Annotated in this window: 17 protein-coding genes; 5 read left to right on the plus strand and 12 right to left on the minus strand. The window is 61.8% G+C overall.

The window, feature by feature from the left end:
* Positions 1 to 7 precede the first annotated feature (7 nt).
* The 7 genes from AC3B5Q_RS10965 to AC3B5Q_RS10995 form a co-directional block, all read right to left on the minus strand.
* Positions 8 to 397: a carboxymuconolactone decarboxylase family protein gene (locus tag AC3B5Q_RS10965; protein ID WP_003256073.1), complete on the minus strand. Its 390-nt coding sequence runs from the start codon at positions 395 to 397 to the stop codon at positions 8 to 10.
* Positions 398 to 583: 186 nt separating this feature from the next.
* Positions 584 to 1,069 (minus strand): flavin reductase family protein, encoded by a 486-nt coding sequence (locus AC3B5Q_RS10970; protein ID WP_028697722.1) that lies wholly within the window; start codon positions 1,067 to 1,069, stop codon positions 584 to 586.
* A gap of 12 nt (positions 1,070 to 1,081) precedes the next feature.
* The gene (locus AC3B5Q_RS10975; RefSeq protein ID WP_330509216.1) at positions 1,082 to 2,563 is read right to left on the minus strand and encodes an aldehyde dehydrogenase; all 1,482 of its coding nucleotides are present in this window, start codon (positions 2,561 to 2,563) and stop codon (positions 1,082 to 1,084) included.
* Positions 2,560 to 3,393, minus strand: a complete 834-nt coding sequence (locus AC3B5Q_RS10980; protein ID WP_325950749.1) for an alpha/beta fold hydrolase — start codon at positions 3,391 to 3,393, stop codon at positions 2,560 to 2,562. The genes AC3B5Q_RS10975 and AC3B5Q_RS10980 overlap by 4 nt, the downstream gene beginning before the upstream one ends.
* 68 nt (positions 3,394 to 3,461) lie before the next feature.
* The gene (locus AC3B5Q_RS10985) at positions 3,462 to 4,058 is read right to left on the minus strand and encodes an amino acid synthesis family protein (protein WP_003256068.1); all 597 of its coding nucleotides are present in this window, start codon (positions 4,056 to 4,058) and stop codon (positions 3,462 to 3,464) included.
* Between the two features lie 286 nt (positions 4,059 to 4,344).
* Positions 4,345 to 5,385: an LLM class flavin-dependent oxidoreductase gene (locus AC3B5Q_RS10990; RefSeq protein WP_021782029.1), complete on the minus strand. Its 1,041-nt coding sequence runs from the start codon at positions 5,383 to 5,385 to the stop codon at positions 4,345 to 4,347.
* Positions 5,386 to 5,543: 158 nt separating this feature from the next.
* Positions 5,544 to 6,029, minus strand: a complete 486-nt coding sequence (locus tag AC3B5Q_RS10995; protein ID WP_021782028.1) for a flavin reductase family protein — start codon at positions 6,027 to 6,029, stop codon at positions 5,544 to 5,546.
* Between the two features lie 316 nt (positions 6,030 to 6,345).
* Between AC3B5Q_RS10995 and AC3B5Q_RS11000 the strand changes: the two genes are divergently transcribed.
* On the plus strand, positions 6,346 to 7,752 hold the full coding sequence (locus AC3B5Q_RS11000; protein ID WP_021782027.1) for a purine-cytosine permease family protein: 1,407 nt from the start codon (positions 6,346 to 6,348) through the stop codon (positions 7,750 to 7,752).
* 52 nt (positions 7,753 to 7,804) lie between these two features.
* Here AC3B5Q_RS11000 and AC3B5Q_RS11005 read toward each other — a convergent pair whose 3' ends face one another.
* The 3 genes from AC3B5Q_RS11005 to argC form a co-directional block, all read right to left on the minus strand.
* Positions 7,805 to 9,430 (minus strand): methyl-accepting chemotaxis protein, encoded by a 1,626-nt coding sequence (locus AC3B5Q_RS11005; protein WP_021782026.1) that lies wholly within the window; start codon positions 9,428 to 9,430, stop codon positions 7,805 to 7,807.
* 277 nt (positions 9,431 to 9,707) lie between these two features.
* Positions 9,708 to 10,394: a GNAT family N-acetyltransferase gene (locus AC3B5Q_RS11010; RefSeq protein ID WP_021782025.1), complete on the minus strand. Its 687-nt coding sequence runs from the start codon at positions 10,392 to 10,394 to the stop codon at positions 9,708 to 9,710.
* 79 nt (positions 10,395 to 10,473) lie between these two features.
* On the minus strand, positions 10,474 to 11,415 hold the full coding sequence (gene argC, locus AC3B5Q_RS11015; protein WP_021782024.1) for an N-acetyl-gamma-glutamyl-phosphate reductase: 942 nt from the start codon (positions 11,413 to 11,415) through the stop codon (positions 10,474 to 10,476).
* 156 nt (positions 11,416 to 11,571) lie between these two features.
* Here argC and AC3B5Q_RS11020 point away from each other — a divergent pair, with 156 nt between their 5' ends.
* Positions 11,572 to 12,450: a LysR family transcriptional regulator gene (locus tag AC3B5Q_RS11020; protein WP_021782023.1), complete on the plus strand. Its 879-nt coding sequence runs from the start codon at positions 11,572 to 11,574 to the stop codon at positions 12,448 to 12,450.
* 75 nt (positions 12,451 to 12,525) lie between these two features.
* Here AC3B5Q_RS11020 and AC3B5Q_RS11025 read toward each other — a convergent pair whose 3' ends face one another.
* Positions 12,526 to 13,176, minus strand: coding sequence for a TIGR04211 family SH3 domain-containing protein (locus tag AC3B5Q_RS11025; protein WP_103444262.1), 651 nt, complete (start codon positions 13,174 to 13,176; stop codon positions 12,526 to 12,528).
* 281 nt (positions 13,177 to 13,457) lie between these two features.
* On the opposite strand from AC3B5Q_RS11025, the gene AC3B5Q_RS11030 reads away from it, so the two are divergent.
* A complete protein-coding gene (locus AC3B5Q_RS11030; protein ID WP_103444263.1) occupies positions 13,458 to 14,801 on the plus strand; it encodes an OprD family porin in 1,344 nt (447 codons plus the stop codon).
* Positions 14,802 to 14,989: 188 nt separating this feature from the next.
* Positions 14,990 to 15,469, plus strand: a complete 480-nt coding sequence (locus tag AC3B5Q_RS11035; RefSeq protein ID WP_021782020.1) for a VOC family protein — start codon at positions 14,990 to 14,992, stop codon at positions 15,467 to 15,469.
* A gap of 81 nt (positions 15,470 to 15,550) precedes the next feature.
* Here the strand turns inward: AC3B5Q_RS11035 and AC3B5Q_RS11040 are convergent, their stop codons facing one another.
* Positions 15,551 to 17,296 carry a BCCT family transporter gene (locus tag AC3B5Q_RS11040; RefSeq protein ID WP_021782019.1) on the minus strand — a complete coding sequence of 582 codons (1,746 nt, stop codon included), beginning with the start codon at positions 17,294 to 17,296 and terminating at the stop codon, positions 15,551 to 15,553.
* Between the two features lie 316 nt (positions 17,297 to 17,612).
* Here AC3B5Q_RS11040 and AC3B5Q_RS11045 point away from each other — a divergent pair, with 316 nt between their 5' ends.
* A complete protein-coding gene (locus AC3B5Q_RS11045) occupies positions 17,613 to 17,930 on the plus strand; it encodes a hypothetical protein (RefSeq protein ID WP_021782018.1) in 318 nt (105 codons plus the stop codon).
* Positions 17,931 to 17,935 lie beyond the last annotated feature (5 nt).

Consider the following 17,935-nt stretch of genomic DNA (forward strand, 5'->3'; position numbering starts at 1 on the left):
CCCGTTGTTAACGGGTTGGCTCCGCATCGGCTTCGGCAAACGCTTCACGGGCCAGGCGGAAACTGTCCACCGCCGCGGGTACGCCGCAATAAATGCCGACCTGGAGCAGGATTTCGCGAATCTGTTCACGGCTCAGGCCATTGCGCAGGGCACCGCGAATGTGCAATTTGAGCTCGTGGGGCCTGTTGAGCGCGGAAATCATGGCCAAGTTTATCATGCTGCGCTCTTTCAGCGACAAGCCTTCGCGGCCCCAGACGTGACCCCAGCAATACTCGGTGACCAGCTCTTGCAACGGTTTGGTGAACTCATCTGCGTTCTGGATCGAGCGGTTGACGTAGTCCTCGCCCAGCACCTGGGTGCGGATTTTCAGACCCTTTTCGTACTTTTCATTGCTCATGTGCAGTACTCCGGCATAAAACAGGGGCCGCAATCGAGGGTGAGACGATTAGCGCGACCCCTGAAAACAGGGGCATCGGTGTTGACTTCTTCGCGGGCTTGCCCGCTCCCACAGGTTCCAGAATCTGTGCGATACCTGTGGGAGCGGGCAAGCCCGCGAAGAGGCCAACACCAACTTCAAGGTATATCAGCCGAGAGGCGGCAGGGCGCCGAGCTTGCCTTTGTGGTAGACCATCGGAGTCACCGGCTCGGCCGGCAACACCAGGTTCTTCACCGCACCGACAATGATCGCGTGGTCACCGCCGTCATACTCGCGCCACAATTCACACTCGATGATCGCCGTGGCCTTGGCCAGCAGAGGGTTGCCCAGCTCGCTCAGGTGCCACTCGATGTCCTTGGCCTTGTCCTTGCCCTTGCCTGCGAAGGCATAAGCCTCGGCGGTCTGGTCGGCGGACAGCAGGTGAATGGCGAACTGCTTGCTGTCGCGCAGGATCGGGTAGGTGTCGGAGGCGTAATTAGGGCAGAACAGCACCAGTGCCGGGTCGATCGACAGCGCGCTGAACGCACTGGCGGTGATGCCGACGATGCCGCCGTCGGCGTCCAGGGTGGTGACTACCGTGACGCCGGACGGGAAGGAGCCCATCACGTCTTTGTAGATGCCGGGTTCGATCACTTTGTGTTCCTCCTAACGCATCACGAACGGGTCGGGCATCGGCGCGGTGGACAAGTTGATCCACACGGTCTTCAGCTCGGTATAGGCCAGCACCGAATCGATGCCGCTCTCGCGGCCGTAGCCGCTGTTCTTGAAGCCGCCTATTGGTGCCATGGCCGACACGGCGCGGTAGGTGTTGACCCAGATGATCCCCGAACGCACGTCACGGGCCAGGCGATGGGCACGGCCCAGATCGCGAGTCCAGATGCCGGCAGCCAGGCCGAATTGCGAGTCGTTGGCCATGGCCAGGGCTTCTTCTTCGGTCTTGAAGCGGATCACCGCGGCGACCGGGCCGAACACTTCCTCCTGCATGATGGTCATCGCGTTGCTGTCGCACTCGAACAGGGTGGGCTCGTAGAACCAGCCGTCACCTTCAACGTCGGCACGCTTTCCGCCCATATGCAGTTTGGCGCCTTCGGCCTTGGCTGCAGCCACCAGGCCTTCGACAACAGCCAGCTGCTGTGCGGTGGCCATCGGGCCCATTTCGCTGGCGTCATCCTGCGGGTTGCCGATGCGGATGCGCTTGGCGCGGGCAATCAGGCGCTCGACGAACACGTCGAAGATTTCATCCTGCACCAGCAGGCGCGAACCGGCCACGCAGCTTTGCCCGGAAGCGGCATAGATGCCCGCCACGGCGCCATTGATGGCGCTGTCCAGGTCGGCGTCGGCGAAGATGATGTTCGGCGACTTTCCGCCAAGCTCCAGTGACAGCTTGGCAAAGTTTTCGGCACTGCTGCGCACTACGTGGCGGGCGGTGGCGGCACCGCCGGTGAAGGCGATCTTGCGCACCAGCGGGTGGCGGGTCAGCGCCGCGCCGGTGCTTGGGCCGTAGCCTGTGACCACGTTGACCACCCCGGGCGGGAAGCCGGCCTCAAGGGCCAGACGGGCCAGCTCGAGGATGGTCGCCGAGGCGTGCTCGGACGGTTTGAGCACGATGGTGTTGCCGGCAGCCAGGGCAGGGGCCAGCTTGATCGCGGTGAGGTACAGCGGGCTGTTCCAGGGGATGATCCCGGCAACCACGCCGATCGGCTCGTGCACGGTGTAGGCGAACAGGTCGGGTTTGTCCAGCGGCAGGGTGCCGCCTTCGAGCTTGTCGGCCAGGCCCGCAGTGTAGTGGAAGAACTCCGGCAGATAGCCGACCTGGCCGCGGGTTTCGCGGATCAGCTTGCCGTTGTCACGGCTTTCCAGCTGGGCCAGGTGCTCTTTGTTCTCGGCAATCAGGTCACCCAGACGACGCAGCAGCTTGCCGCGTGCGGTGGCAGTGATGCTGCGCCACGCCTTGCTGTCGAAGGCACGCTGGGCGGCCTGAACGGCCAGCTCCACATCGGCTTCATCGGCGTCGGGCAGCTGTGCCCAGGCCTGGGCGGTGGCCGGGTTGAGGCTGTCGAAGGTCTTGCCGCTCTGGGCATCGCGCCATTGGCCGTCGATGCACATCTGGAAACGAACGAGGGTCATGCAACAATCCCCTTGGCGGATTCGGTGAGGGTGCTGGCTTGGGTGAGGAAGTCCAGCAGCATCTTGTTGACTTCACGCGGTGCTTCCACCGGCATCATATGCCGTTGCTCGGCGAGGACCACACTCTGTGCACCAGGAATACAGGCGGCGAGCTGGCGGGTCATGGCCGGGGTCGAACCGGAGTCGAGTTCGCCAGTGGCGATCAGCGTCGGCACCTGGATACTGCCCAGGTCATTGGCGCGGTACATGTCCTGGGTGGCGAACAGCGAATAAGTGGTGTGGTAGCCCTGCGGGTCGTTGCTTGCCAGCACCTGGCGAATGGCGGCGACCTGCGCCGGGTTTGCAGCCTTGTATTCACGGCTGAACCAGCGGTCCAGGGCAGCATCGACGTTGGCGTCGGGGCCCAGCTCCGCCGCCTGGGCAGCACGCGCGATCACCCCGGCACTCTGTTCGGGGGTACGGTTGAACACGCTGTTGAGCACGACCAGTGCAGCCAGGCGCTGCGGGTAATTGAGGGCGAATGCACGGGCAACCAGGCCACCCATGGAGAAGCCGATCACGGTGGCTTGTGCGATTTGCAGATGGTCAAGCAGTTCGGCGAGCTGGTCGGCATAGCCTTCCAGCGGTGTGTCGGCAGCCGGTACGCGGCTTTGACCGTGGCCGAGCATGTCGTAGGCGATGACGCGGTAGTCGTTGGCCAGGCCAACGAACTGACCGCCCCACATTTCCTTGTTCAGGCCCACGCCGTGGATCAGTACCACGGGTTGGCCCTGGCCGACAGCCAGATAGCTGGTGCCGCCAGGTGTGCGTTCAGCGACAGGCTGAATCATGGAGGGCGCTCCTTGAAGGTCGGGCGCGGCGGGTAAGCACGCCACGCCCCGGCCCGTCTTGGTTGTTGTTATTGAGCGTTGGCTTTTTCGGCAGCCAGTTCTTCCAGGTCGATGTAACGGTTGCCGATGCGCGGGTGCAGGCGGCCGCCATCGGCTGCGCCCAGGACCACGACGATTTCATCGGCACGCGGGGCATCTTCGATCTGCATTTCCAGGGTGATGTAGTGCGAACGCAGGCCTTCGTCGTCCTTCTGCATCATCGGGATCTGGATCGAAGTGCCTGGGCCGCCGCGCTTGTTGGTGAAGCTCAGGTAGCTCTTGGCCTGTACTGCTTCGCGGTAGTGGTTGCCGAAGCGCAGGGTGTGGATTACGGCCGAGGCGTGCTCGATTTCGCCGTCGGCGCCGACTACGGCGGCCTTGCCGTAGGCCTCGATCTTGTCGGCGCCGCCAATGGCAGCAGTCAGGCGCTCGACCATCAGGGCACCCAGCTCCGAGCAGTTGGCGCGAATTTCCGGTTTCAGATCTTCAACGAAACCGCGACCGGCCCATGGATTCTTGATCACGACGGCCAGGCCGACCATGGTCACCGGCTTGTCGGTGGCCTTGCCGCCTTCGATGCGGGTCTCTTCGGAGTAGGTGACGATCTTGCGGATTTCGAAACTCATGGGTGGCTCCTGGTGAGGGTTATCAGCTCTTGTTGTCTGATGGTATACCATAATATTTGTTGTGCAAGAGGTGGCTGGAAATTTCTCTTGCGGGGGGACGAAAGGTGGGGCTGCCGGGTATGCCTTGAGGGTTGTGGTGTATTCGAAATCGAGCGCCGCGCGGGCGGCGCTCGATCTCGACCACTCCGCAAGACTCAAGGCGTACACCCCAAAAAAAGCCCGCTCACGCAGGCCACGGAGGCCACGTGAGCGGGCTGTACCCCGCAATGTTTCAGGCAATGGGAATTCAGGCGAACGCCGGCACCACTTCCTTGATGAACAGCTCCAGCGACTTTTTCTTCTCGGCGTGGGGCAGGCTGTTGTCGCACCAGAAGCTGAACTCGTCGACGCCCAGTTCCTGGTAGTACTTGATGCGCGCGATGATTTCTTCCGGGGTGCCGATCATGGTGTTCTTGCGGATATTCTCCAGCTGGAACGCCGGCACTTCGGCGAATTTCGACTCCGGGCTCGGCTCCAGGAAGCCGTTCACCGGGGTGGTCTTGTTGCCGAACCAGGCATCGAACGTGCGGTAGAAGCGCGAGATGGCCTGGGCGCCAACTTTCCAGCCGTCCGGATCAGCCGGACTGTGCACATGGGTGTGGCGCAGCACCATCAGTTGTGGGCGCGGCACGTCCGGATTGTTGTCCAGGGCGGCCTGGAACTTGTTCTTCAGGTCCAGCACTTCTTCGTCCCCCTTCATCAGCGGGGTGACCATGACGTTGCAGCCGTTGGCCACGGCAAAGTTGTGCGAGTCCGGATCGCGGGCGGCGATCCACATAGGCGGCGTGGCGTTGAACGGCTTCGGTACGCTGGTGGAGGTCGGGAACTTGTAGACTTCGCCATCGTGGGCGTAGTCGCCTTCCCACAGCTTTCGCACGACGGGCACCATCTCGCGCAGCGCCTTGCCTCCATCGGTGGCGGGCATGCCACCTGCCATGCGGTCGAATTCGAACTGATAGGCGCCGCGGGCCAGGCCCACTTCCATACGACCGTTACTGATCACGTCGAGCAGTGCGCATTCGCCCGCAACGCGGATCGGGTTCCAGAACGGCGCGATGATGGTGCCGGCGCCCAGGCGGATCTTCTCGGTGCGTGCGGCCAGGTAGGCCAGCAGTGGCATCGGGCTTGGCGAAATGGTGTATTCCATGGCGTGGTGTTCGCCGATCCACACGGTGCTGAAACCGCCGTTCTCGGCCATCAGGGTCAGTTCGGTCAGGTCTTCGAACAGCTGGCGGTGGCTGACCTGTTCATCCCAACGTTCCATGTGCACGAACAACGAAAATTTCATGGGTTTTTCCTCAACGCTTGTTGTTACCCGTCAGTAAAGCGGGCTTCAGTGTGGGAGCGGGCTTGCCCGCGAAACAGAACACGCGGTGGGTGGCACCGGCTTCGCCGGTGTTCGCGGGCAAGCCCGCTCCCACAGGGGTCTGCGTCGAATTGCAGGCTTCAGGCAAAGGCCGGTAGGCTGGCCATTTTGCCGCGGCAGTACACCATGGGCCGTGGTGCTTCTGCCGGGACGATCAGGTTGTGCACCTTGCCAACCATGATGGCGTGGTCGCCACCTTCGTATTCACGCCACAGTTCACATTCGATCACTGCGGTTGCACCGGCCAGGATCGGGTTGCCCAGTTCGCTCAGGCTCCACTCGATACCGCTGGCCTTGTCCTTGCCCTTCTTGGCGAACGCGTAGGCTTCTGCCTGCTGCTCACCCGAGAGCAGATGAATGGCAAAGCGCCTCTGTTTGATCAGTACCGGGTAGGAGTCGGAGGTGTAGTTGGGGCAGAACAGCACCAGTGGCGGGTCCATCGACAGGGAGGAGAAGGCGCTGGCGGTCAGGCCGACGACCGAGCCGTCGTCGTCCTGGGTGGTGATGACGGTAACGCCGGACGGGAAGGAGCCCAGAACGTTCTTGTAGACAGTTGCGTCGATCATCGGGAGTACCTCTGAAGGGCTGCGGTGGTCCGCGGTTTTTATCGTTGATGTGTCTGATGGTATACCGTAATACCTATTTTGCAAGCGGAATTTTCAACCCGTCTTTTTCACGATGGACGGCTCAAGGCCACGTATATCGTGGCCTTGAGCGATCAGGTAGTTTGCCGCCAGGGTTGCGCAAGCGGATCAGCGGGCGTTTTTTACTGCGGATCAGTGTTGTCAAAAGTTTGGAATACCATAATATGGTCCGCAGCTGAGAGGCCGCCTAGATGCGGTTTCCTTACAAAGATAAAAACGACCTTTCGAGCTGAAAACCATGTCCCAACCGTCGTCGCAGCACCAGTTTGTCGAGAATCACACGGTCGATTACGTTCCACCTGCCGAGCGCCATGGGAAGGCGCGCGACCTGTTCACCCTCTGGTTCAGTACCAACATTGCACCACTGCCCATCGTCACCGGTGCCATGGTGGTCCAGGTGTTCCACCTGAACCTGTTGTGGGGGTTGATAGCCATTGTCCTGGGCCATCTGGTCGGGGGCGTGGTCATCGCCCTGGCCTCTGCGCAGGGGCCGCAGTTGGGCATTCCACAAATGGTGCAAAGCCGTGGCCAGTTCGGCCGTTACGGCGCCTTGCTGATCGTGTTCTTTACCGCGCTGATCTATGTCGGCTTCTTTATTTCCAACATTGTTCTGGCAGGCAAGACCATCCACGGTATCGCCCCGAGTGTGCCGATGCCCGGCGCGATCGTGATAGGTGCCCTGAGCGCTACTGCCATCGGCGTGATCGGCTATCGTTTCATCCACATTCTCAACCGCATCGGCACCTGGGTGATGGGTTCGGCTTTGCTGGCCGGTTTCATCATGATGTTCATCCAGGAATTGCCGGCAGACTTCTTCAGCCGCGGCGCGTTCAACCTGTCGGGCTTTATCGCCACCGTGTCGCTGGGCACCATCTGGCAGATCAGCTTCTCGCCGTACACGTCAGACTATTCGCGTTATCTGCCGCGTGAAGTGGGCATTGCCAAACCGTTTTGGGCGACCTACCTGGGCGCCACCCTGGGTACCATCCTGTGCTTCAGCTTTGGTGCAGTGGCAGTTTTGTGTGTCCCGCAAGGCACTGACGCAATGGACGCGGTGAAGCAGGCTACCGGCTGGCTGGGCCCGATCCTGATGGTGCTGTTCCTGCTTAACATCATCAGCCACAACGCCCTCAACCTGTATGGCGCGGTGCTGTCGATCGTGACCGCAATCCAGACCTTCGTGGCCGAGTGGACGCCGAGCGTCAAGGTACGGGTGATCCTGGCCTCGGTCATTCTGGTGGGCTGCGGGATGGTGGCACTGAATGCCTCGGCGGACTTCATCGGCCAGTTCATCGGCCTGATCCTGGCGCTGCTGCTGGTGCTGGTGCCGTGGGCTTCGATCAACCTGATCGACTTCTATCTGATCAAGAAGGGCCAGTACGACATCGCCTCGATCTTCAGTGCTGACGGCGGCATCTATGGCCGCTTCAACCACCACGCGATCATTGCCTATGCCTGCGGCATCCTGGTGCAGTTGCCCTTTGCCAACACGTCGCTGTATGTGGGGCCGTATTCCAATATTGTGGAAGGGGCCGATTTGTCGTGGCTGTTCGGCTTGCTGGTGACGGTGCCGCTGTATTACTGCCTGGCGACGCGCGGCAAGGCTGCCGAGAAGGCGGGGCGAGTTGTGAGTGTCAACGACTGATAGATTGTCGTTGCTGTAACAGGGGCTGCTTTGCAGCCCCTGTCATTTCCGATCAGACCTTGAACTGCGCCACCATCCCGTTCAAGTCCACTGCCAGCCGCGACAAGTCTTGCGCTGCCGCACTGGTCTGATTGGCACCCGCCGACGTCTGCATCGCCAGATCACGAATGTTGACCAGATTACGGTCCACCTCCCGTGCCACCTGTGCCTGCTCCTCAGAAGCACTGGCAATTACCAGGTTACGCTGGTTGATGGAGGCGATCGCCTCGGCAATCACCTCCAACGCCAGCCCTGCGCCTTGTGCCACTTCCAGCGTACCGCTGGCACGCCCCTGGCTGCTGTGCATTGCCGTTACCGCACGCTCGGTACCGTTCTGAATACCAGCAATCATCTGCTCGATCTCCGCCGTTGATTGCTGTGTACGGTGGGCGAGGGCGCGGACCTCGTCGGCCACCACGGCAAATCCACGGCCCGCTTCGCCGGCGCGGGCAGCCTCGATCGCGGCATTCAGTGCCAGCAGGTTGGTTTGCCCGGCAATCGCGCCAATCACGTCCAGAACCCGGCTGATCTCGTTGGCATTGCTGGCCAGTTGTTCGATCTCGCCCGAGGTGTCGCTCACGTCAGCCACCAGATGCTGGATGGATGCCAGTGCCTGGTTGACCCGGTCGCGGCCATCGCGGGTGGTCTGGTCGGCGCCTTTCGAGGCGTCGGCGGTGCTGACCGCATTGTTTGCCACTTCCTCGACCGCTGCGGTCATCTGGTTGACGGCCGTGGCCGCCTGGTCGATTTCCGCGCTTTGCTGGTGTAGGCCACGGCTGGTGTCTTCGGTGACGGTGTGCAGTTCTTCCGAGGCTGAGGCCAGCTGGTCGGACGAAGCGGCGATCTTGCGAATGGTATCGCGCAGGCTGCTTTGCATGCGGCTCAGAGCGCGGAGCAGCAGGGCTGGCTCATCGCGGCCGACAATCCGGATTTCCTGGGTGAGGTCGCCGAGCGCGACCCGTTCCGCGACGGCCACGGCATCGGCCAGGGGCGCCACAATGCTGCGCGTAAGCACGATAGCAATAGCGGCTAGAGCAAGCATGATCACAAGCAATGAAGAGATGATGGCCGTGAACGCTTCGTCTGCTACGTCACTGCTGCGCTGCGAGGCATCTTCGGCACCTTTGCTGTTGTAGTCGATCAGCGCCACCAAAGCCTTCATCATGCTGTCGGCACGCTGGGTGAGCGGGCCGCTGATCTGCTGCTTGGCCTCGTCCATACGCCCTGCGGCAATGTTCTGCAGCACTTTCACCTGCAGTTCGAGGTACTGCTGGTGCGCGTCATTGAATGTGTTGAACAGAGCAGGGTCGTCGGTAGCGATGAGGGTGTCAGCATAGTCCTTCAGGCCACCCTGGAGTTCGGCGTTGATGCCTTCGAGCATCTGCAGGTTGCGTGTGCGCTCGGTGGGGTTATCGTCCAGCGCGGCGCGCAGGGTGATGGCTCTGGCGCGACCGAGGTTGCTGCTGATCTCGCCCAGCGCTACCACGGAGGGCATCCAGGTGAGCCGGATCTCGTCAGTGGCCTTGTCCATCTGGCGGGTTTCGTAAAGTGCGATAAGGCCCATGACCAGGACCAGGGTACCCAACAGGGCGAATACGCTGGCAGCGCGAATGCCGATTTTCAAATTCCGTAATTGCATGGAAAGCTCCTTGCCGGTGGCGTGCAGGCGTCAGGAGCTGGCCGGAAAGCCGGGCCGCCGAGGTGGCGCCAGGCTCTTGATGCGCTGCGGATTAGTAGATTTGCCTCACCCTCTTGCATGTTTTTTGTTTGAATGATGCCATATGGCCATCATTATTGAACAGTCATTCAATGTAACAAGGTAATTGACAAAGCTGTCATTGTCTGAGGCTTTTCCAAGTGTTCGCGCCGAGTCATTGCAATCAGCGGGCCTTGATACCCGCGAACAGGCCCTTGAATCAATGCACGGTCTTGCGCTGACGCACACATTCCCGGGCTTGAGCGGCAAGTTCATCCAGCCGCTCATCGCGCATCTGCTCCGCTTCGATCATCGCATCCTCACCCTGCTGGTTGAGCAGATAGGTGTGAATCTGCAGCACTTCAGCCGTCTGATAGATCGGCGCAATGTCCAGGCGCCCGATCAGCGCACCACTGGCCTGGCCGGTACTACTCATCAGCACTTGCGGTCCATTGGCGGCCACCACTTGCATGCCCATCGCTTCGAACCACGGCACCTGTTTGGCAAAGGCGTTCAGCTCCACACAGGCATGGCGCGCCTGCAGGTCGCCCAGCAGGGCACGGGCGATGCCCTGGCGGCGATGGCTGGCAGAAACGGCCAGAAAGGCCAATGCACAGGCCTGCCCATCGTCCTGGGCTGGCAGCGAAAGAGCAAAACCCAGCAACTGGTCAGGTGCTTCGGCATCCAGCGCCAGGGTAAGCGCCACGGCCAGGCCACGGGTGCCATCCAGTGCTTGCAGGTACTGGTGGACTTCCATGCCGACGCCGTACTGGTACAACGGGTACAGCGGGTTGTCGACGGCGATGGCGACACTGCTCAATTCGCCAACATTGTGAATGACCAGCTCGCGGATCTGGTTCTGGAAAGATTCGGGCGGCACGCTGTCGAGGCGGCTCAGGATGAACATCTGGGGGGGGCTCCGGCGGATGAGAATACAACCCGCGCGGTGCTGGCGCGGGTTGTACAGTCTAACCGGTTTTGCCGTATCAGCCGTGTGCCTGTAAGGCACCGAGCATCAGGTCGAGGTTTTGCACGGCAGCACCAGAGGCACCTTTGCCCAGGTTGTCGAACACTGCGGTGAGCAGCACCTGGCCATGCTCGGGGTTGGCGTACAGCGCCAGGCGCAGGTCATTGCTGTCATTCAATGCCTCGGGATCGAGGTTTGCCGCAGCGCCGCACTGATGCAGGGGCATCACCTGGACATGGCGGGCACCCTGGTAATGCTGCTCCAGGCAGGCTTGCAGTTGCTCGGCGCTGATGTGTCCAGGCAGCAGGCGAAGTTGCAGGGGAATGCTCAGTACGATGCCTTGCCGGTAGGCGCCATAGCCGGGCATGAACATCGGCCGCGCCGACAACCCCGCATGCTGCTGGATCTCCGGTACGTGCTTGTGCGCCAGCTCCAGGCCATACAACTGTAGGGCAGGGGCTTTGGCGGCGCCGGGCTGTTCATGCCGCTCAACCGCCGCGCGACCGCCACCGGAGTAGCCAGAGACGGCGTGGATGCTCAGCGGGTAGTCCGCAGGCAGAAAACCGGCCTTGACCAGCGGGTGCAGCAGCGTGATGGCCCCGGTGGGATAGCACCCGGGGTTGCTGACTCGCTTGCTTTGCGCGATACGCTCGGCTTGCTGTTCGTCCAGCTCCGGCAGGCCGTACACCCAGCCAGGTGTGGTGCGGTGCGCAGAGCTGGCGTCGATCACTCGCACTTGCGGGTTGTGGATTGCGGCCACGGCCTCGCGGGCGGCGTCGTCGGGCAGGCACAGCAGGGCGATGTCGGCGCTGTTGATCGCTTCGCAGCGGCGTTGCGGGTCCTTGCGCTCGGCCTCGGGGAGGGTCAGCAGGCGAAGATCGGTACGGCCCTTTAGGCGGGCATGGATCTGCAGGCCTGTGGTGCCTTGGTCGCCGTCGATGAAAACAACAGGGGTATGCATGGTCGGGGTCCGGTTGTGGAAAGATGGCCTATGCTCGCCCGTAGCTTTGGTAATGAAAATTTGAATATGATGATCAATATATTCAGGTTCTCTGAATGACTTTTTGAAAAGCGTAGTGAACCTGTGGGTTTACCCGCGAAAGGACCGGCTCTGACAATGCGCGAAATCAGCCTCGACCGCCTCCGCACATTGGTGGTCATCAGCGACCTGGGCTCTTTTGCAGAGGCCGCCCGCCGGCTTAACCTGGCGCCGCCCACCATCAGCTTGCATGTGGCTGAGCTGGAGGCGCGCATCGGCGCCCCGTTGCTCACCCGCACCCGCGGCCAGGTGCGGCCCACCGTCATCGGTGAAACACTGCTGGGGCGTGCCCGGCGCCTGCTGGCGGACGCTGACCTGGCGCTGGACGAAGTACGCCGGCAGGTCGAAGGGTTGACCGGGCGTGTGCGCCTGGGCGCCTCCACCGGTGCCATTGCCCATTTGCTGCCGCAGGCATTGGCGCGCCTGCGTGTGGAGCGCCCTGGGATCGATGTGCAGGTCCAGGTGCTGACCTCCCAGGCGTCGCTCACGCGCTTGCGTGAGGGCACACTGGATATCGGCCTTGTAGCCCTGCCGCAGGTGGCCGGTAAAGGATTGACGGTCACCCCTTGGCGGCGCGACCCGATTATGGCGTATGTGCCGGCCGACTGGCAGCCACCGGCCAGGATCACTCCGGCGTGGCTGGCGCAACGGGCGTTGATTCTCAACGACAGCACCACCCAGCTGTCGCGGGTTACCGGGGAGTGGTTTGCAGCGGCGGGGTTGTACCCCGAGCCGCGGATCGAGCTGAATTACAACGATGCGATCAAGAGCCTGGTCGGCGCCGGGTATGGGGCGACATTATTGCCGCAGGAGGGGGAGGCGGCCGAGTTGGACCGGCGCATTGCTCGTCGACCGCTGCGGCCGGGGTTGTGGCGGCAGTTGGGGATTGCTTGTCGGGAAGGGCAGGTGGAGCGCGCCACGGGGTATGTGCTGGAGGCACTGGAACGGTTGTTGTAGGGACGACTCCACTATTCCGCTATAGCAAGGCCTGCGGCCAGGCCTGCACGTTCCAGTTCCAGCGCCTTGCCGAGCTCAGAACCAGCGATCGTTCTTCTTGCGCCCACGGGTCAGTGCCGGCAGGATCAGCCCCGCCAGCAAGCCTGCACCGGCGATGCTGCCGCCATACACCATGTAACGCATCATCACCTGCTTGTTCTCATCTCCCAGGCGGGCCTGGGTATCGCGCAGGTCCGACTGGCTCTGATCGAGTTGCTCGTTCAGTGCCTTGTTGCGCGCCTCCAGCTCGTCAATCAGCTGCTTGCGCGAATCAAGTGTTTCTTGCATCCCTTGCACGCGGTTCTTCCAGTTGTCGTCGATGGTCTTCAACTGCCCCGTCAGTTCGGCAACCTGGGCATCGAGCAATGGCAGGCGTTCGTTCTGCCCGGGTACCGTCTGCAGGTCGTTGCTGAGGATCCACACCACATCGCCGTTCTGCCCACGCACCTGGCTGTAATTGCCCTGGCTGCCGAGCAGGGTCAACTTCTGCCCGGACTTGAGCGTGCCGACAATGCGGTGCCCGTCGGTCGGGCCGCTGCGCACGTAGGTGCTCAGGCTGTCGCTGACCCAGCGTGCGTCGCTGGCAGGCTCTTCAGCGTGCGCGAGGGCGGCGATACCCACCAGGGCGGCAATCAGGCCGATGCGCAGGGCAGGGAGGGCGGAAGCATTTGGGCGGGAATCGGGCATGTTGGGTCTTCGCTGAATTCGCTGGAACAGGACAAAAAGTAGGCCACGGTGGCTGGGCCGATGAACCGGTCGGTGAGTTGACCGTCAGCGAAAGACCGTTTTTTTGTCAGCAGGTTCACTGCCTGACCTCGGAAATATCTGCAGAATGTTGCAGGACTCCACTCAGAGCGCTGCGTTGCCGATGACGCAATTGTAATGCGCCGATCACCTTGGCGTTATCTGCGGGCCGTCAATCTCGGCCCGCCGACATAACAACAAATGCGACGTTCAAGGATTATCGGATGACGTGTAGATCACCCCTGACATTGGCTGCTTGCCTGGCGTTGGCCAGCGTTGGCAGCCAGGTTGTTGCCGCAGAAGAAAGCGCGGACGGATTCGTGGCGGGCAGTACCCTCAGCGTGCTTAATCGCAACTTCTATTTCAACCGCGATAACCGCGATTCTGCGGCCCCGACACACAGCCCGAGCAAACAGCCTGACAGCGGCTACTCCGAAGCCTGGGGGCACGCCGTGATTACCCGATTTGAGTCGGGCTTCACCCAGGGCACCGTAGGTGTTGGCCTGGACGCGTTTGCCATGCTTGGCCTTAAGCTCGACACTGGCGGCGGCCGCAACGGCGGGCGCAGTTCTTTCGACGTATTGCCGGTTGACCGCGACGGCCAGGCACGTGACGAATACACCAAGGTGGGGGGCGCGGCCAAGGTGCGACTGTTCGACACGGTACTGAAGGTGGGCGATGTGTTCCCGGCCAACCCGGTGGTGGCTGCTGGCGATTCGCGGCTGCTGCCGGAGAGCTTTCGTGGGGTGACCCTGGAGAACACCAGCATCAAGGACCTTGCCCTGCAAGCCGGGCGTCTGCATGCCATGAGCCAACCGATGTCCAGCGACCTGCGGGAGAACTTCGTGACGTTCTATGGCGGCCCGGTCGATTCGCCGTGGATCGCCTATGGCGGGGGGGACTACACGCTCAATGAGCATGTTGGCGTCAGCCTGTTCAGTAGCCGGCTCAAGGACGTGTGGAACCAGTACTACGTCGGCACCAGCCTGAGCTGGCCGTTGAGCGAGAAGCTGGCCCTGATTGGTGGTTTCAACTATTACAAGGCTGTTGATGAAGGGCAGCAGCGCCTGGGCGCCTTTGACAACGATATCTGGAGCGCCAAGTTGGGTGTGCGCTTTGGTGCTCACACCCTGGCCCTGACTCACCAGCGCAACAACGGCGACGACGACTTCGACTACCTGCGTCAGTCCGACTCGATCTTCCTCGACAACTCCATCCAGTACAGCGACTTCAACGCGCCCAAGGAGCGTTCATGGATGCTGCGCTATGACCTGAACATGGCCACCTACGGCGTACCTGGGCTGTCGTTCATGACACGTTACGGCAAGGGTACCGATGCCGATTACTCCAATGCCAACGCCACTTACATGCGCCGCGACGTCGCGGGCAACCCGCTGACCGACCAGAAACGCTGGGAGCGTGACATCGAGGTCAAGTATGTGGTGCAGACTGGCGCGGCCAAGGACCTGTCGTTGCGGGTTCGCCAGGCCACCACCCGGGCCACGGCGTTCGAGTCGGACCTGGACGAAGTGCGGCTGATCGTGGAGTACCCGTTGTCAATTATGTGATTCCACTTCGGCAACCTCGTTGCTCCTTTGGTCTGGGTGGATTTTTTGGTGCTCCGCTTGGGGCGCCTTTTTTTGAATCGGCGTCATCGCGGTTAAACCATGCATTGGCATCAGTTGGTCAGGCGTTACCGGTACGCCGGTGCTATGGGGCTAGACTCAAGGCTCACCTTCGATCTTGGAGCAAGACCATGACCGCCAAGAACACCATCTGCCTGTGGTATGACCACGAAGCTGAAGAGGCGGCGAACTTCTATGCCCGAACGTTCCCCGATAGCCGGGTGGTCGCTGTGCACCAGGCACCCGCCGATTACCCTTCAGGCAAGCAGGGCGATGTGATCACCGTGGACTTCACGGTAATGGGCATTCCTTGCGTGGGACTCAATGGTGGGGCGGCCTTCAAGCACTGTGAGGCATTTTCATTTCAGGTCAGTACCGCGGACCAGGCAGAGACCGACCGCTTGTGGGATGCCATTATCGGCAACGGCGGCGAGGCCAGCGTTTGCGGCTGGTGCAAGGACAAATGGGGGATTTCGTGGCAGATCACTCCACGCATCCTCATCGAAGCCATCAGCCACCCCGACCGAGCGGCGGCCAAACGTGCGTTCGAGGCCATGATGCAGATGGGCAAGATCGATGTGGCCAAGATAGAGGCGGCGTTGAAAGGTTGAAGCAGACCTGTGTTTTCAGCAGCAGCGGCCTCGTGCTGTGATCGGGCTGCGTGGCAGCCCGTGGTTTTCTGATTGAAGCAATCAGTTGCTGGTTACTTCGGCCTCTGCCGCTGTCTTGGTCGATGCCTTCTTCTCCTGCACTACAATGTAGAACTCCTCTCCATGCTTCACCGCCCCATACAGCACGGCCTTTTCGATCAGCTCGTTGCCGCGCAGGTGGCGCAGCATCATCGGGTCCTTGCGCAGGTCGCGGTACAGCGCCAGGCATAGCAGTACCATCACCACCACGAATGGCAAGGCCACGACGATGGTCAGGTTCTGCAGCCCGGTCAGCGCCTCGCCAGGATTACGTGGGTCGCCGATCGCCAGCATGATCGCCGCCACCGTACCGGTCAGCGTGCCCCAGAAAATCACTGTGCGCCGCGATGGCGCGGTGGTGCCGTGCTCCGACAGCGTGCCCATCACCAGCGAGGCTGCGTCGGCACCAGAAACGAAAAAGATGCCCACCAGGATCATCACCAGCACCGAGGTTGCCGAGGCCAGCGGGTAGCTGTCCAGCAACTGGTACAGCGCGTGGTTACTGTTGACCGCACCGTTGGCCAGCTGGAAGGCGCCCTCGCGCACGGCCTCGATGGCGGCGCCACCGAAGATGGTGAACCACACCAGGCTGACCAGGCTTGGCACCAGCAGCACCCCGGTCACGAACTGGCGAATGGTGCGGCCGCGGCTGATGCGGGCGATGAACATGCCCACGAAAGGCGTCCAGGAGATCCACCAGGCCCAGTAAAACACGGTCCAGCCGGCCAGCCAGCTGTTCATCTGCTCGCCGCCGCTGGCGTTGGTGCGGGCCATCATTTCCGGCAGCATCTTGATGTAGATGCCGAGCGAGGTCGGCAGCAGGTTGAGCATCAGCAGCGTCGGCCCGACCAGGAACACGAACACTGCCAGCACCAGTGCCAGTACCATGTTGGTGTTGGACAGCCACTGGATACCCTTGCCGATGCCCGACACCGCCGAGGTGACGAAGGCAATGGTCAGCAGGGTGATGATCGAGATGTAGAACAGTTTACCAGGGCTTTCGATCCAGCCGTTGTATTCCAGGCCGCCGGCAATCTGCAACGCGCCAAGGCCTAGCGAGGCGGCCGAGCCGAACAGTGTGGCGAAGATCGCCATCATGTCGATCAGGCGGCCGAGAGGGCCGTTTGCGTGCTTGCCGATCAGCGGCCGAAAGGCAGCAGAAATCAGCTGCGAGCGGCCACGGCGGAAGGTGCCGTAGGCGATCACCAGGCCAACGATGGCGTACATGGCCCAAGGGTGCAGGGTCCAGTGGAACAGGGTGGTGGCCATTGCCACCTGCATCGCCTCGCTGGTCTGCCCGCTGGCCGAGCCGGGCGGCGGCGATATGTAGTGCGACAGCGGCTCGGCCACGCCGAAGAACATCAGGCCGATCCCCATACCGGCGCTGAACATCATCGCTACCCAGGACACCGTGCGGAATTCTGGCTGTTCGCCATCGCGGCCCAGCGGCACCCGCCCGTAACGGCTTGCGGCCAGCCACAGCACGAACACCACGAAGAGGGAGGAGGTGAGCACGAAGAACCAGCCGAAATTGAGAATGACCCAGGATTGCGCGCTGGAGGCGCTGCTGGCCAGGCTGGCCTGGTTGAGGAAGCCCCAGAGCACGAACGCGATGGCCAGGAGGCTGGTGAAACCGAAGACGATCCAGTCAAGCTTGCCCTCGAAATGCCGGTCCTGGCGGGCTTCTGCGGTTTTCGAGGGGTCTGTGACGCCAAGATCGAGTGTTTCGGGGATGTGTTCCTTTGCCATGAATGATGAGGCCCCGTTGTGTCTTGCCTGAACGCGCAGGCTTGTTGTTGTGTGGGCTGCCGAGCGCGATGACGACCTCGGCGGGGTGGATTGCCGGCGGGATTATCCTGTGCAGCAAACAGCGGCTCATGTCCCCATAACGTCGTGGGGCGTCCATTACGCGACTTGGCAAATACTTTTAGTTCTGGGGGCAGTGGCCCTTTCTGCTTCGGCTTCTGGTACCCTGATGGCCATAACCCGGGCCCACACATACGAGCATCGTAGAAGTGCTGCTGCTTGCGGGCCTGGCCGCACCAGGAAACGGAGATTCGTCATAATGGCCACTGACCGTGTGAGCCTGATTCATTTCGATAAATTGAGCATGAGCCCTGCCGCTGCCGATCGGTTCCAGAAAGCCCTCGACGCGCTGGAAGCGCTCAAGCTGCAGGACCGTTACGTGTACCTCATCGCTCCCTATCTGGGTGATATCGCTGACGCCTCCGACGCTGATCAACTCGCCACAGCCCTGGAGCAGGGCTTGCGCGTGGTCGATGAGTTGCTGGCAGCCAGGTCGGTAACCAAGGTCAAGGCCGAGGAAGTGCGCCAGGTGTTCCACAGCGCTGGCGAACATGCGCGGGCAGAACTGCCTGGCTGAGTAGT

It is taken from the genome of Pseudomonas sp. D5(2026) (assembly GCF_057766845.1).